This window comes from Mycobacterium yunnanensis (genome assembly GCF_025823185.1).
Taxonomy (GTDB): domain Bacteria; phylum Actinomycetota; class Actinomycetes; order Mycobacteriales; family Mycobacteriaceae; genus Mycobacterium; species Mycobacterium yunnanensis.
This window is the reverse complement of the sequence record NZ_JACKVK010000009.1, coordinates 476,248-489,475: the sequence shown is the minus strand read 5'-3', so window position 1 is coordinate 489,475 and position 13,228 is coordinate 476,248. Positions and strand designations below refer to the sequence as shown.

The window sequence follows — 13,228 nt, the reverse complement described above, 5'->3', positions numbered from 1 at the left end:
AGTCGCCGCCGAACTCAACGCCCGACCCCGCAAACGCCACAACTGGGCAACCCCAGCCGAAGAACTCCACCGACTACTCTCGAATCCGTCCACATACGTTGCAGCGACCGCCTGAATCCAAGCGACGATTCGCGATCTCCCAGCACACTCGATGTCGTTGGGGGGGTGCGCGGTTGGGGGCTACGGGTTGATCGTGTTCTCACCGAGCTGGCGTCCCCACACGTGGTCGACGGCCAGGGGTTGACCCAGCTCCAGATGGTTGTAGGGCGCGATCGACGCACCGGTGTCCATCACCAGATACGGCATCGGCCACAGGTCGCGGGTCACCGACTGCCAGCAGCCCGGCCGCCCCTCGGGACCGCCGTGAGCGTTCACCCGTGGCAGGTTGTCGGGGTAGACGTAGGGGTTGGCCGCGCCGACGAGTTCGTCGCGCAAATTCAGCGAATAGCCGTTGCCGCCACCGAACCTCGAGAATGCGGGCTCGACGTCGTGGTAGTTGCGGATGGTGCAGAACAACTCGGGGCTGTACTCGTCGAGCAGGGCGCTGGTGGGCACCAGATCGGCGGCGCCGCGCACCAGGAAGGGGCCACCCCGTTCGACGACGTCGCCCGCGGTGTTTCCGAACCCGACCGACGCCATCAGCGCGGCGTCGAGGTCGTCGCTGCGCTCGTCGAGCGTGCGAGCGGTGGTGACCGCACCGGCCAAACCGTCGAAAAGGTCTGGCGCACTGGCGGAATAGACGTCGGCCAGATCGGCCAATCCCCGGGTGTCGTCCCGGAACCGGGGTAGCAGCGGAGTGACGTCGGCCAGGATCGCGTTGCCGTCCTCGACGGACTTGCCGAACCGGGTGCCGAGCCCGCTCAGGGCCTGCGCGGTTGCGCTGAGCGTCTGGTTGAGCTTGATCGGGTCGACGTGCTGGGTCACCTCGACGACGGTCTCGAAGAGCGTGTTGAACTCCGTGCTGGTGTTGGCCGAGCGGATCGGCGTGGCGGCGCTGACGCGCTGCGGCACTGGCTTGGCCGGGGACGACAGCGCGACGTACTTGTTGCCGAACACCGTGGACGCCTTGATCTGTGCCTCGACGTTGGCCGGCAACAGCGCCACGTCGGCGGGGTCGACGGCCAGTGCGATCTTGGCCATCGGCGCGCCGTCGACGTTCACGGCGTCGATGGCGGCGACGCGGCCGATTTCGACGCCGTTGTAGGTCACCTTGGAGCCCTGATCCATGGACAAGCCGGACCGAGGGGAGAGCAGCGTGAGCACGGTGGTGTCGGCGAAGACGCCGCGAAATTGGCACCACACCAACACCACGACGACGACGACGGCGAGGAACAGCACGGCCGCGGAGGTCTTGACCGGCGGGTCGTGGCGCCAATGTCGGAAGCGGGGCTCCAACGCGGCCACCGGAGAGCGCATGCCCCAGCTCCCTTCGGACCGTCGGCCACCGGCTGGAACGACGGCAGAAGTGTCCCAACCGGTTGGTGGGGGCGCAAGCATCACGACCAAAATGCGGCGTTGATCACCTACCCAGACGAAACATGGCCTGGGACACACTCATCGAGCACCTCAGGCGTTGCCAAAGCCAATCAGACTGTGCACGAGGGGCAGCGTCGCGCCGGTTGCAAAGCCGGGTGCGGCCGCGCAGACCGCGGGTATCGCGTTCACGACCTGCATCGCGGTGGCGACGTTGGCCGCGTTGACGTGCTCGAGCATCGACGCATCCCGCTTGAAGCTGGCCAGCGACATGAAGTGGGCCCGCATGGACGGATCGCCCTCGATGGTCAACGTCCACCCGTGCTGCGGTTTTGGCCAGTGCCCGGGGTATTCGTTGCCGACGGTCCACAGCGTCTCGATCTCGACCAGCGGCCGACCTTCGCGCCGGCCCACCCAGTTCCAACGCTGCCCCGCGGTCGTCCCGGCCAGCAGGACGCGATCGAAGATCTCGTGGTCACGCTTGGCGGCGACGGCGTCCACGCTGGCGGTGACCTCGTCGATGCCTGCGTGCAGCGCATCGGCCAGGAGCCACACCTGCTCGGTGAAGATCGAACTGTTGAAGGCCAGGAAGTCGCTTGCCGTCACCGAGATTTCGCCAACCGGCTGGCCGAAGCGCATGTTCTCGAAGGTGATTGCCGTGCTGTCGTAGGCCGACCAGTCGGCCCGCTCCTGCAGCTTGATCTCGTCGACGGTGCGACTCATACCGGACAGCGCCAGCGGCAGCACACCCGAGATGTTGCCGGGGTTCAGACCGCTGCCGTGGACGCTGGTGCCGCCACGAAGGCAAGCTGCCAGGACGCGATCGCGGTCGCGAAGACGAATCCTGTTGGGATGGAACAAGAAAGCGGTGGTGACGACGTTCTTGCCGCTGGCGAGGATGGCGCACACTTCGTCGACCGAGGTGAGTCGTGGCGTGTACACCACGCAGTCGGCCTCGACGGCGAGCACCCGTTCGGCGTCGGCCGAGGCGAGAACCCCGACCGGCGCGCGACCGAGGATGGTGCCCGCGTCGACGCCGTCCTTGTCGGCGGAATGAACCTTGACGCCCACCAATTCGAGCCCGGTGCGGGAGTCCAGGATGGCAGCCAGCGCCTCCCTGCCGACCGCGCCCGTTCCCCACGCGATGATGCGAAGTGCCACCACATCACAGTGACACGTCAGCCTCGAACTGTCTTCTGTTCGAACCTAGAGCATCCGGTCGAGCAAGTAGTGCGCCGTCGCCGTGACCAGAGCTCGGTCGTAGGTGATGGTGTAGTCGAAGCGCCGATCGGCTTCGGTGATCGAGCCGGACCCGTCTCGTTCACGGGCGATGAGCGCCGCGGCGGTATGGGCGCCGAGTGCGACCACGATCCATTCGGTGCACATGGGGTCGTCCGGATCGAGAGGGACGCCGCGGATGCCGTCGACGACGTCGGACGGCATGTCCTCGCCGAACACGGCGACCAACGGTGAGGTGCGTGCGAGTTCACGGTAGCGGCGGCGCGTGCCCGAGGTGAACTGGTCGACCCGCTGCAGTGCGCTGAGCACGATCGGAGGATCCGCGGAACGGGTTGCCTGACTTTCGATGTGGCGCGAGAACGCGGTCAGCGTGGCCTTGCGCGCGGTGCGAAGCCGTCCGGCGGCGGCTAGCTGCTCGAGGGGCGATTCGGCTCCGGGTTCGGTGAACGGCGCCCGCGGACGACGACCCCAACGGGCGGGCGCCCCTTCCTCGAGAGGGCCGGGATGGCCGAACCGGTAGCCCTGCCCGAGCGTCGCGCCGATCGACAGTGCCTGTTCGAGGTGCTCGGCGGTCTCGATTCCCTCGGCGAGGATGACGGCGCCGGCGCGCTCGTGGTGAGCGAGTACCGCAGCGAGGATGCGGGCTTGCTCGCGGTCGGGTTGGGATTGCACCAGGCGCAGGTCGAGCTTGATGACGTCGGGGTCGACGACGTCGAGCAGGGCCAGCGAGTCGGGATGACTGCCCACGTCGTCCAGCGCGATCGCGAACCCGTCGATCCTCAGCGCCGCGACCTTGTCCAGCAACGCCCGCGGGTGCGCGAGCAGGCCTCGCTCGGTCAGCTCGAAGATCAGGTCGAGTTCGGCGTGCCCACGCGCCAACATCTGGCTGTCGGCCACCGCGACGTGCCGCGTGGTGGGCTCGCAGTTGACCGCCAACATCGTGCCGCGCGCGAGCTGACCGTCGAGCGCGCCGGCGATGGCGGCGTCGATGCACGACCGGTCGAGCGCGTCGACTTCGCCGGCGGCCGCCGCGCTGTCGAAGACCGACAGCGGGTCGGCACCGCTGACCGAGGGCCACCGGGCCAGCGCCTCGAAGCCCACCGTCGCGCCGTCCTCCAGCGACACGATCCGCTGATAGGCCGGTTCGAGCGCCCGGCCCGTCAACGCGGGGTCCCAGCCGGTCGACGTCTCCGTGCGCGGTGTCATGGCAACTAGGTGGTCACCGACCGACTGGCACACGAACTCGATTGCTGCCTCATCGGATCGACGCTAGCAACGGAGTGGCACGGACGCGCGAATCCCCGAGCCCGCCTAGGCGAACGTTCGCAAATTGGCTAACCGCTCATGCGTGCCACGACGCCCATCGTGACACCGCGACGGTGACGACCGGTCCGTCGAGTGCCACCCGCTCGTACTGGCGGTACTTCCCGCGGAGCGCCGCGTAACCCACGGCCATCTGCTCGCCGCTCTCGTGCACCGTGGCCAGCCCGTCTGCCCGGACCCACCACAGGCGGGTCCAGTCGTCCTCGTAATGGTCGACCAGCAGACTCACCCGCGGGTTGGCGGCGATGTTGGCAAGCCGTCGCAACCGCCACGTCGACTTCCGCTTCGCGTCGACCGCGGTGTACAGCGTCGTCTCGCCGCCGACGGTCCGGGCGGTGAACACGACGGGCACCACGTGTGGCGCACCGTCGTCGCCAACCGTGGAGAGCACGGCCACCGGCGCATTCGAGAAGTGGGTGACTGCCTCGAAGTCGTTCACCGAGAGGGCTTTTGGGGGCTCACGCTCATCGGGGAGCGGGTGACGTTGATTTCCGGCTTCTTCGTCGGTCGCGAGGGCGGTCGCACGACGACCGGAGCCCGCTGGATCTCCGAGGCAGGTGGCGGTGGCGGCGGCGGTGGTGGCGGCGGGGGAGGTGGCGGCGGGGCCGGGACGTCACTTGTGGTCGTCGGAACGTCCGACGCGGTGGGCGCATTCGAGGTCTGGTCGGCAGGGGCGGTCTTCTCGTTGGAGGATCCCCAGAACGCCAACAGGACCACCGAGACGACGAGGGCCACGGCCGCGACCGAGACCGCGGCCACGACGACCGCCGTGCCACCCGTGCGGTACCACGGCGTCGGCGCGGGCTTGAAGTTCCACGTGCTGGAGTCGAAGGCGTCGAAGGTTTGCTCTTCGGCCGCGGTGGGAGGTGGCGGCTCGACCCAGTCGACATCGGGCTCGGGGTCCTCGGACCGTGCCAGGGCCAACCGATCCGTGTCGACTGCCTCGTCGACCGGATCGTCCAACCTGGCCTCCCCCGAGGCCTCGCCGTCCGCCACCCCACGATGTTAGGTGGCGACCAGCGCCGATGGACGCCCGGATGGCAAATTTCCCTGTCGTGTCGGTGATCCCCTCGAGGTAGACCGACAGTTCGAGAACCCCTGCCGACCCGAAGGCTCGACGGTAAGGTCCCCCGAGACTGATAGTGCAGACCCGATTCGTTCATCGTCGCGACCAGGCGCCGTCACCCCGACGCCACCGTCGCGCTTCCGGCCCCATGAGAAGGTTCGCCAATGAAGAAACTGCGGCTCGCCGCCAGCGCCTTGGTCCTCGTCGTCGCGGGTGGTCTCGTCGCGTGCGCGCCACCGGAGTCAAAGGACAAGGGAGAGAAGACCTCCACCGGAGTCAACGCCAGCGAGGCGACCTCGGCGGCCGACTTCGGCGGGACGGACATGTCGGGACTGGTCGACGCCGCCAAGAAGGAGGGCGAGCTCAACGTCATCGCGCTGCCGCCGGATTGGGCTAACTACGGCGCCATCATCAAGGCGTTCGGTGACAAGTACGGCATCAAGGTCAACTCCGCTCAGCCCGACGCGGCCAGCCAGGACGAGATCAACGCCGCCACCCAGCAGAAGGGCAAGTCCACCGCCCCCGACGTGTTCGACCTCGGATCGGCCGTCGCACTGGCGAACACCGCGCTGTTCGCGCCGTACAAGGTCGCGAAGTTCGACGAGATCGGCGCCGAGATGAAGGCTCCCGACGGCGCCTGGGTCAACGACTACGGCGGCTACGTCTCCATCGGTTACGACTCGGCCAAGGTGCCGGAGGTCAAGACCGTCGACGACCTGCTTCGCCCGGAGTTCAAGGGCAAGGTGGCCCTCAACGGCGACCCGACGCAGGCCGGGGCGGCGTTCTCCGGCGTGATGATGGTCGCCCTTACTCAGGGCGGGTCACCCGACGACATCGCCCCCGGTGTCAACTTCTTCGGAAAGTTGAAGCAGGCGGGCAACTTCCTGCCCGTGGACCCGACGCCGGCGACCGTCGAGTCCGGCCAGACGCCCGTCGTCGTCGACTGGGACTACCTCAACGTCGCCGAGACCAAGAAGCTGCCGTCGTGGAAGGTGGTGGTCCCACCCAACGCCGCGCTGGCGGGCTACTACTACCAGGCGATCAACAAGGATGCGCCGCATCCCGCGGCGGCCCGGTTGTGGCAGGAATTCCTCTTCAGTGACGAGGGCCAGAATTTGTACCTGCAGGGCAGCGCTCGGCCGGTGCGGGCCGACGCCATGGTCAAGGCGGGCACGATCGACAAGGCCGCCTACGGTCAGCTGCCACCGGTCGAAGGTTCTGCGGTCATCCCGACCCAGCAGCAGACCGACGCGGCCAAGAAGTACCTGGAGGCCAACTGGGCCAAGGCGATCGGCTGATCGCCCTGGCCAAGATCCGTAGTCGCCTCGTCGACTCCCTGCCACTGCTGCCGTTCTTCGCGGTGGTCGGGATCTTCCTGATCGTGCCGACGGTCACCGTCGTCGCGAGCGCGGTGGTAGAGGACGGCCACTTCACCCTGGCCCGGCTCAGCGCGTTGTTCTCCGGGACTGCGCTGACCGCGCTGGGCCGCAGCGTGTTCCTCTCGGGCAGCACGGCGGTGCTCGGTGCGGTGTTCGGCGCGCTGTTGGCGTGGCTGATCGTCTCGCGGCCCGCCACGTCGATGATCCGCCGCGGCGTCATCTCGCTGTGCAGCGTCCTGGCTCAATTCGGCGGCGTGGCACTGGCATTCGCCTTCCTCGCCACGATCGGTCTGAATGGGGTCCTGACACTCTGGGTGCAGGAGCACTTCGGCTGGAATCTGGCCGGCTCGGGGTGGTTGTACGGACTGCCGGGTCTGGTGTTGGTGTACACCTACTTTCAGATCCCGCTGATGGTCATCGTCTTCCTGCCAGCCCTGGAGGGATTGCGAGAGCAGTGGCGCGAGGCCGCGGTCAGCCTCGGCGCGTCGACGTGGCAGTACTGGCGCCAGGTGGCGGTGCCGCTGCTGACACCGGCGTTCCTGGGTGCGGTGCTTCTGTTGTTCGCCAATGCGTTTGCCGCCTACGCGACCGCGGCGGCACTGGTCAGCCAGGGCAGTCCCATCATCCCGCTGCTGATCAGAGCCGCACTCACCAGCGAGGTGGTGCTCGGCCAGTCGGGCTTCGCCTACGCCCTGGCGTTGGAGATGATCGTCGTCGTCGCCCTGGTGATGGGCGCCTACAGCCTGCTGGTCCGGCGGACGTCACGGTGGTTGCGATGAGCACCCGGGTGGCCAAGGCCGCACTGTGGGTGGTCTTCGGGCTGTTCTTCCTCTTCCCGCTGTACGCGATGGCCGACTTCTCCACGCGCAACTTGCTCAAGGGCGGGCGCACGATGGCGGCGTGGGCCAACCTCGTCACCGACGAGGCGCTCTACCAGTCGATCGTCACGTCGCTCTTGCTCGCGGTACTGACCGTCGTGGCGATGCTGATCCTGTTGGTGCCCACCATGATCTGGGTGCGACTGCGGACGCCGTGGGCCAAGGGCGCGGTGGAATTCCTGTGCTTGCTGCCGCTCACCATCCCCGCGTTGGTGGTCGTCGTCGGCTTGAAGAACGTCTACCTGTGGGTGACGTACTTCTTCGGAGAGTCCGCGCTGACCCTGACCTTCGTCTACGTCGTCGTGGTGTTGCCGTTCTCCTACCGCTCCATCGACGCGGCGCTCTCGGCGATCGACCTGGGCACCTTGTCGGAGGCGGCGCGGTCCCTCGGCGCGGGATGGGCGACCACGATCGCCCGCGTCGTGGTCCCCAACATCTGGTCGGGTGTGTTGTCCGCGGCATTCATCTCGGTGGCCGTCGTCCTTGGCGAATACACCATCGCCTCGCTGTCGGGCTATCAGACGCTGCCCATCCAGATCGTCGCGCTCGGCAAGACCGACGGACCCACCTCGGTGGCGGCGTCCCTGGCGACGCTGCTGTTCGGTTTCGTTCTGCTCCTTACACTTTCACTGGTCACCCGACGGAGGCGTCACGCATGAGCACCACTGGCGGGGTGGCGGTCGAGCTCTCCGACCTCACCCGCACCTACGGCACCGTGAAGGCGCTCGACGGGCTGAACCTGAAGATGGAGCCCGGTGAGTTCATCGCGCTGCTCGGGCCGTCGGGGTGCGGCAAGACCACCGCGCTGCGCATCCTGGCCGGGTTGGACAAGGCCACCTCCGGCACGGTCACCGTGGACGGCAAGGATCTGACGTCGGTGCCCGCCAACAAGCGGGACATGGGAATGGTGTTCCAGGCCTACAGCCTGTTCCCGCATCTGACCGCGGCCGAGAACGTCGAGTTCGGGCTCAAGATGCGGGGCAGCGCGAAGGGTGAAAGGGCAACGCGCGCAACCGAGATGCTCGAGCTGGTCGGGTTGTCCGAGCACACTCACAAGTACGCGTCGGAGATGTCGGGCGGTCAGCAGCAACGGGTGGCGTTGGCGCGTGCGCTGGCGATCCGGCCGCGGGTGTTGCTACTCGACGAGCCGCTCTCGGCGCTGGACGCCAAGGTGCGTACCCAGCTGCGCGACGAGATTCGCCGGGTGCAGCTGGAGGTGGGGACGACGACGCTGTTCGTCACCCACGACCAGGAGGAGGCGCTCGCCGTCGCCGACCGGGTCGGCGTGATGAGCAAGGGCCGCCTCGAGCAGCTCGCCCCGCCCGCGGAGGTGTACGCCAACCCCGCCACCCCGTTCGTCGCGGAGTTCGTGGGCCTGAACAACCACGTGCCTGCCCAGGTGTCGAACGGCCGGGCCACGGTGCTCGGCGCGGAGATGCCTGCGCTCGCCGGGTCGATCACCTCCGGCGTGGGGACGGCGATGGTGCGCCCCGAGTCGGTCACCGTCACCGCCGACGACGGCGACGCAACGGTCCGGTCGGTGGCGTTCCTCGGGCCCATCTCGCGGGTGTACGTCGAACTGTCCGACGGGTCAGTGGTGCATGCCCAGCTGAGCAGTTCGGCGGCCAGGGAATTCACTCCCGGCCAGCGGGTCGCCGTGGGCGTCGACCCCACCGACGTGCTGGTCGTGCCGCAGAAGTCCTAGACGTCCCTGACGGGTTCGATGCCCAGGTCACGGTAGGTGACCAGCGCCGCGAACGGCACGTTGCGACGGGCGAACCGACCGGCTGCCACGTCGCCACGGTCGACCATGGGGATGACGCCGGTGACGACCGCACCCGCGGCGACGACCCGGTCGAAGGCGATCTCGGTCGACCCGCCGGTGCTGATGACGTCGTCCACCAGCAGCACGCGCATGCCCGGTTCGATGCGGGTGCCTTCGATCCACTGTTCGCGGCCGCGCTGCTTCTGCTCCTTGCGCACCGAGAACCAGGCCTTGCCGGCCACCATGGCGATGCCGTGCGCCAGCGGGTCGGCGCCCATGGTCAGTCCGCCGACGGCGTCGTACTCGATGCCGGTCATGGTGGCGAGGTCGGCGCAGGCGCGGCTGACGACGGTGAGCCGCTCACCGGTGTCGATCGCGAACTTGCCGTCGATGTAGTCGTGGCTGAGCTGGCCGCTGGCCAGCGTGAAGGGTTCCTCGCGACGTTCGTAGCCACGGGTGCGGATCAGGTCGAAGGCGGCTTGCCAGCTCTCGGGGCGCTCGGACACGCAGTGATCGTAGGCCACGCGCTGGCGGGCCGGCTCAGGTCGCGCGCGTGGCGGGCCGGCTCAAGTCGCGCGAGCCCTCCGCGTCAGTTCGACCGTCGCCGCGCGCAATTCGTCGGCGGACCCGAGACGCTCGGCGAAGCCGATGCGCGGGTAGGCAACGCCGCGGTCGGTGGTCACCTTGAGGTCGAGACCGTAGCGGTCCACCCCCGTGCACGTGGCGGCCGTGGCGTCGGGGTAGCCGCCGAGCGTCCTGGCCATGGCGACCAAGGCCTCGGCGTGGTCGGCGTTGAGGTGCTCGAGGGCGCCTGCGGCGACCACCTGAACGGGATCGGGTTCGGCCGTGGCGTAGTCCGGCCCGGCGGCGGAGTCCATCCGGCCGTACCCGCCGACCCAGCGCACCCGGTCGACGCGCAGGACCCAGAGGGTGAAGTCGCTGTAGTCGACGTAGTACTTCGCCGCGGGGACGGCGTCGAGGTGGGCCTGGCGGGCGGCGGCCAGCTCGTCGCCGGCCGGCCGCTCGACGGCGCCGGCGAGAGTGATGCGGGAGTTGGCGAGCGGGTCGCTGTCGGTGGCGGCGGCGACGATCGCGATGCTGGCCCTGGGATCGCCGGCCAGGTTGCGTCCATGTTCGGCGAGGTTGGACACGCACAGCACCGGGGCCCCGCCGAGCAGCCCGTAGGTGACGAACGACGCCCACGGGTCACCGCTGGCGGTGAGTGAGGCCAGCGTGCCGGTGTTGGTCGACGCCGCGATCGTGCGGGCCTCCTCGGCGGCCGAGGGTCGAGCGGTGTTCACCGCCGCCGTCAGCGGGGGAGGAATCGACGGGGCGTCGCCAGGGTCGCCATGGTCGCGCAACGAGTCACCGGATGCCACGTCCGCACCCTACCGCCGCGCCCGCCGGGGGTGGCCGCTGAGCGGGCGTCGACCAGTTCGCTGGCGGTGGTCGGCGACCCGAAGCTCGGCCGCGTGGCGGTGTCCTGTGAGACAATCAACTCGTAGTATTTCAGCAGCTCAGGAGTCAAATTTAGCTGAGACGGGAGGGTCGTGCCGAACCCCGTGCTCGCAGTGCCGAGGCCAGTCGCCGCGTTGATTGCAGCGTTGCTGATGAGCTGCGCCGGCATGGGTGTGGCGGCCGCGGACCCCGACGACTCCGGCACGCCGAACGACCCCGGCAGCGGCACCGAGACGCCGCCGTCCAGCGAACCCGAACCGACGACGGGGATTCCGCCGAGCGTCACCCCTGAGATTCGGCCACCCAGCATCTTCGACATCCCCCAGACGATCGCCACGCAGCTGCGCGACATGTTCGGCAAACCGCTGAGCGTGTTCGGCAACGGCCGGGTGCCTGGCACCTTGACGTCCCCCGACGTCCCCGTCGGCGGTGCGTCCCCCGGACGCAAACGCGACCGGCCCTCGGCCGGGGACGTAGCGGAGGCGCCGGACTCGGCGCCACCGGAGGTCGTCACGCCAGCACAGGGCCGCCGGGCCGGCAGCACCGTCGAGGTCACGCTGCCGTTCACCCCGCCGGTCACCGTCCCCGTTCCGTCTCTCCCCGGGCCGGGTAGCGGGTCCATCCGGTGGTCGCTCGACCTCACCGACCCGTACGCCGCCTACACCTCGGTGGCGGAGACCCTGAACACCGTGAATTCGCTGTTGAGGGACGTCTACGCGCCACCCGACCCGTCGCCGGCCCCGACACCGTCTCCGTCGTTCCGCACGATGCAGGAGGAGCCGTCGGTCGTCGAGGCCGACGGGACCGACGGCGGGATGGCGCCGTCGACGGGGTCATCGAGGCTCTCGGTGCTCCAGGTGCCGGTACTGGTACCGCAGATTCACGTCCCGACGCCGCGGCCCATCACCGGATCGCCGCCCGCTGGTGCCCAGGTCTTCGAGGCGGGTTCGGCGGGCGCGCGGGCCCCCGCGGTAAAGGGCTCGGCGGCGCAGACCGGATCGACCCCGACCGAGCAGTTGCCTCCCACGGGGTCGGGCCAGGCGGGTTCGGCGTCGGCGTCGGGAATGGGCGCACCTGCGCCACGGCAGGGCTACCCGCGGTATCTGCGGACGGCGCGGGCCAACGAGATGGCCATGGTCGCGGTGCCGGGTCTCGCCGGTCTGCTCGCACTGACGTTCAGCGGCGGCGTGATCGGATATCGGCAGGCCAATTCGGGCCGCTACCTCCGGACCGGCGCCGCGCGCTTCCTGACGTGAGCCGGGCGTCGCCGCTGATTCAACGTGACCGCGCGTGGGTAGCTTTGAAGACTGATGACTGAGGCGATGAACCTTCCGTTCGACCAATGGCTTCCGACCCAGCGGTGGTACGCGGGCCGGGGTCGCGAGCTCTCCGAAGTGCGGATCGGCGAGGTGGTGCCGCTGCGCGGCGACCTCGACTTGGTGCTCCTCGACGTCGAGTTCACCGACGGCACCTCCCACCGCTACCAACAGCTGGTGCGGTGGGACGGCGATCCGAGCGCCGCGACCATCGGCACCTCGGGGGTGCACACCGGTTACGACGCGCTCTACGACCCGGCCGCGGCGACGTTCCTGCTGTCGCTGGTCGACGAGTCCGCCACCGTCGGCCCGTTGCAATTCTTGAAGGAGCCCGACGTCGAGCTGCCGCTGCACCTCGACGGTCGCGTCATCGGTGCCGAGCAGAGCAACACCAGCGTGGTCTTCGGGAACGCCGCAATGTTCAAGGTGTTCCGCCGCGTCACCCCCGGCGTCAACCCCGACATCGAGCTCAACCGTGAACTGGCCCGCGCCGGGAATCCGCACGTTGCCCGGCTGCTCGGGTCGTTCGAGACGAGCTTCGACGGCGAGTCGTACTCCCTGGGCATGGTCACCGAGTTCGCCGCCGATTCCTCGGAGGGGTGGGACATGGCCACCGCGAGCACGCGGGACCTGGCCGCCTCGGGCGCCGACTTCGCCGAGGAGTCCTACCACCTTGGAGAGGCGGTGGCGTCGGTACACCGGACGCTGGCGGACACCTTGGGCACCGAGGAGCGGCCGTTCCCGGTCGACGCGCTGCTGGAGCGCCTCGCGTCCGTGGCCGCGATGGTGCCCGACGTCGCGCGGTACGCACCGGCGATCGAGCAGCGCTACCGCGCGCTCGACGGCCAGTCCCAGACCGTGCAGCGGGTTCACGGCGACCTGCATCTCGGGCAGGTGCTGCGAACCCCGCAGCGGTGGCTGGTCATCGACTTCGAGGGCGAGCCCGGCCAACCCCTCGAGGAGCGCCGCAGGCCCGACTCCGCGTTGCGGGACGTCGCCGGAGTGCTGCGGTCCTACGAATATGCCGCTTACCAACGTCTGGTCGACGGATCCGCGGCCGACGACGAGTTGGCCGCGCAGGCCACCGCCTGGGTGGACCGCAACTGCGCGTCGTTCTGCGACGGGTACGCCGCCGGGGCCGGCACCGACCCCCGGGATTCCGGCGGAACGCTCGCCGCCTACGAACTCGACAAGGCCGTGTACGAGGCCGGCTACGAGGCGCGCTACCGCCCGAGTTGGCTGCCCATTCCGATGGCGTCGATCGCGCGTCTCGTGGGCGGCTAAGCCAAGGCGGCGACGGCGGGGCAGCCCGACCGTCCCCAGTAGTCTCA

The 13,228-nt window shown here is 69.0% G+C and carries 13 protein-coding genes; 6 read left to right on the top strand and 7 right to left on the bottom strand.

From position 1 onward, the window contains the following. Window positions 1–180: 180 nt before the first annotated feature. The 5 genes from H7K45_RS19355 to H7K45_RS19335 form a co-directional block, all read right to left on the bottom strand. On the bottom strand, window positions 181–1,416 hold the full coding sequence (locus H7K45_RS19355) for an MCE family protein (protein ID WP_263997516.1): 1,236 nt from the start codon (window positions 1,414–1,416) through the stop codon (window positions 181–183). Window positions 1,417–1,566: 150 nt separating this feature from the next. Further along, window positions 1,567–2,634: an NAD(P)H-dependent amine dehydrogenase family protein gene (locus tag H7K45_RS19350; protein ID WP_263997515.1), complete on the bottom strand. Its 1,068-nt coding sequence runs from the start codon at window positions 2,632–2,634 to the stop codon at window positions 1,567–1,569. A gap of 45 nt (window positions 2,635–2,679) precedes the next feature. Then, a complete protein-coding gene (locus H7K45_RS19345; protein WP_263997514.1) occupies window positions 2,680–3,918 on the bottom strand; it encodes a sensor domain-containing phosphodiesterase in 1,239 nt (412 codons plus the stop codon). A 136-nt stretch (window positions 3,919–4,054) separates the two neighbouring features. Next, complete coding sequence (locus H7K45_RS19340; RefSeq protein WP_263997513.1) at window positions 4,055–4,474, bottom strand: TIGR03668 family PPOX class F420-dependent oxidoreductase; 420 nt, start codon at window positions 4,472–4,474, stop codon at window positions 4,055–4,057. After that, window positions 4,471–5,031 carry a hypothetical protein gene (locus H7K45_RS19335; RefSeq protein ID WP_263997512.1) on the bottom strand — a complete coding sequence of 187 codons (561 nt, stop codon included), beginning with the start codon at window positions 5,029–5,031 and terminating at the stop codon, window positions 4,471–4,473. The genes H7K45_RS19340 and H7K45_RS19335 overlap by 4 nt, the downstream gene beginning before the upstream one ends. A gap of 234 nt (window positions 5,032–5,265) precedes the next feature. Here H7K45_RS19335 and H7K45_RS19330 point away from each other — a divergent pair, with 234 nt between their 5' ends. Genes H7K45_RS19330 through H7K45_RS19315 form a run of 4 tightly spaced genes read left to right on the top strand, consistent with a single transcriptional unit; the run spans window position 5,266 to window position 9,063 of the window. After that, window positions 5,266–6,399, top strand: coding sequence for an ABC transporter substrate-binding protein (locus H7K45_RS19330; protein ID WP_263997511.1), 1,134 nt, complete (start codon window positions 5,266–5,268; stop codon window positions 6,397–6,399). A 5-nt stretch (window positions 6,400–6,404) separates the two neighbouring features. Beyond that, window positions 6,405–7,259 carry an ABC transporter permease gene (locus H7K45_RS19325; protein ID WP_263997576.1) on the top strand — a complete coding sequence of 285 codons (855 nt, stop codon included), beginning with the start codon at window positions 6,405–6,407 and terminating at the stop codon, window positions 7,257–7,259. After that, window positions 7,256–8,017 carry an ABC transporter permease gene (locus tag H7K45_RS19320; protein ID WP_263997510.1) on the top strand — a complete coding sequence of 254 codons (762 nt, stop codon included), beginning with the start codon at window positions 7,256–7,258 and terminating at the stop codon, window positions 8,015–8,017. The genes H7K45_RS19325 and H7K45_RS19320 overlap by 4 nt, the downstream gene beginning before the upstream one ends. Continuing rightward, window positions 8,014–9,063: an ABC transporter ATP-binding protein gene (locus tag H7K45_RS19315; RefSeq protein ID WP_263997508.1), complete on the top strand. Its 1,050-nt coding sequence runs from the start codon at window positions 8,014–8,016 to the stop codon at window positions 9,061–9,063. Before H7K45_RS19320 ends, H7K45_RS19315 begins: the two co-directional genes overlap by 4 nt. Here the strand turns inward: H7K45_RS19315 and H7K45_RS19310 are convergent. Together H7K45_RS19310 and H7K45_RS19305 are read right to left on the bottom strand one after the other, a co-directional pair. Continuing rightward, window positions 9,060–9,629 carry an orotate phosphoribosyltransferase gene (locus tag H7K45_RS19310; RefSeq protein ID WP_263997507.1) on the bottom strand — a complete coding sequence of 190 codons (570 nt, stop codon included), beginning with the start codon at window positions 9,627–9,629 and terminating at the stop codon, window positions 9,060–9,062. The genes H7K45_RS19315 and H7K45_RS19310 overlap by 4 nt on opposite strands. A gap of 60 nt (window positions 9,630–9,689) precedes the next feature. Next, window positions 9,690–10,502 (bottom strand): HugZ family pyridoxamine 5'-phosphate oxidase, encoded by an 813-nt coding sequence (locus H7K45_RS19305; protein ID WP_263997506.1) that lies wholly within the window; start codon window positions 10,500–10,502, stop codon window positions 9,690–9,692. Window positions 10,503–10,673: 171 nt separating this feature from the next. Between H7K45_RS19305 and H7K45_RS19300 the strand changes: the two genes are divergently transcribed. Beyond that, complete coding sequence (locus H7K45_RS19300) at window positions 10,674–11,837, top strand: hypothetical protein (RefSeq protein WP_263997504.1); 1,164 nt, start codon at window positions 10,674–10,676, stop codon at window positions 11,835–11,837. A gap of 66 nt (window positions 11,838–11,903) precedes the next feature. Next, complete coding sequence (locus H7K45_RS19295) at window positions 11,904–13,181, top strand: maltokinase N-terminal cap-like domain-containing protein (protein WP_263997575.1); 1,278 nt, start codon at window positions 11,904–11,906, stop codon at window positions 13,179–13,181. The last annotated feature ends 47 nt before the right edge of the window (window positions 13,182–13,228 follow it).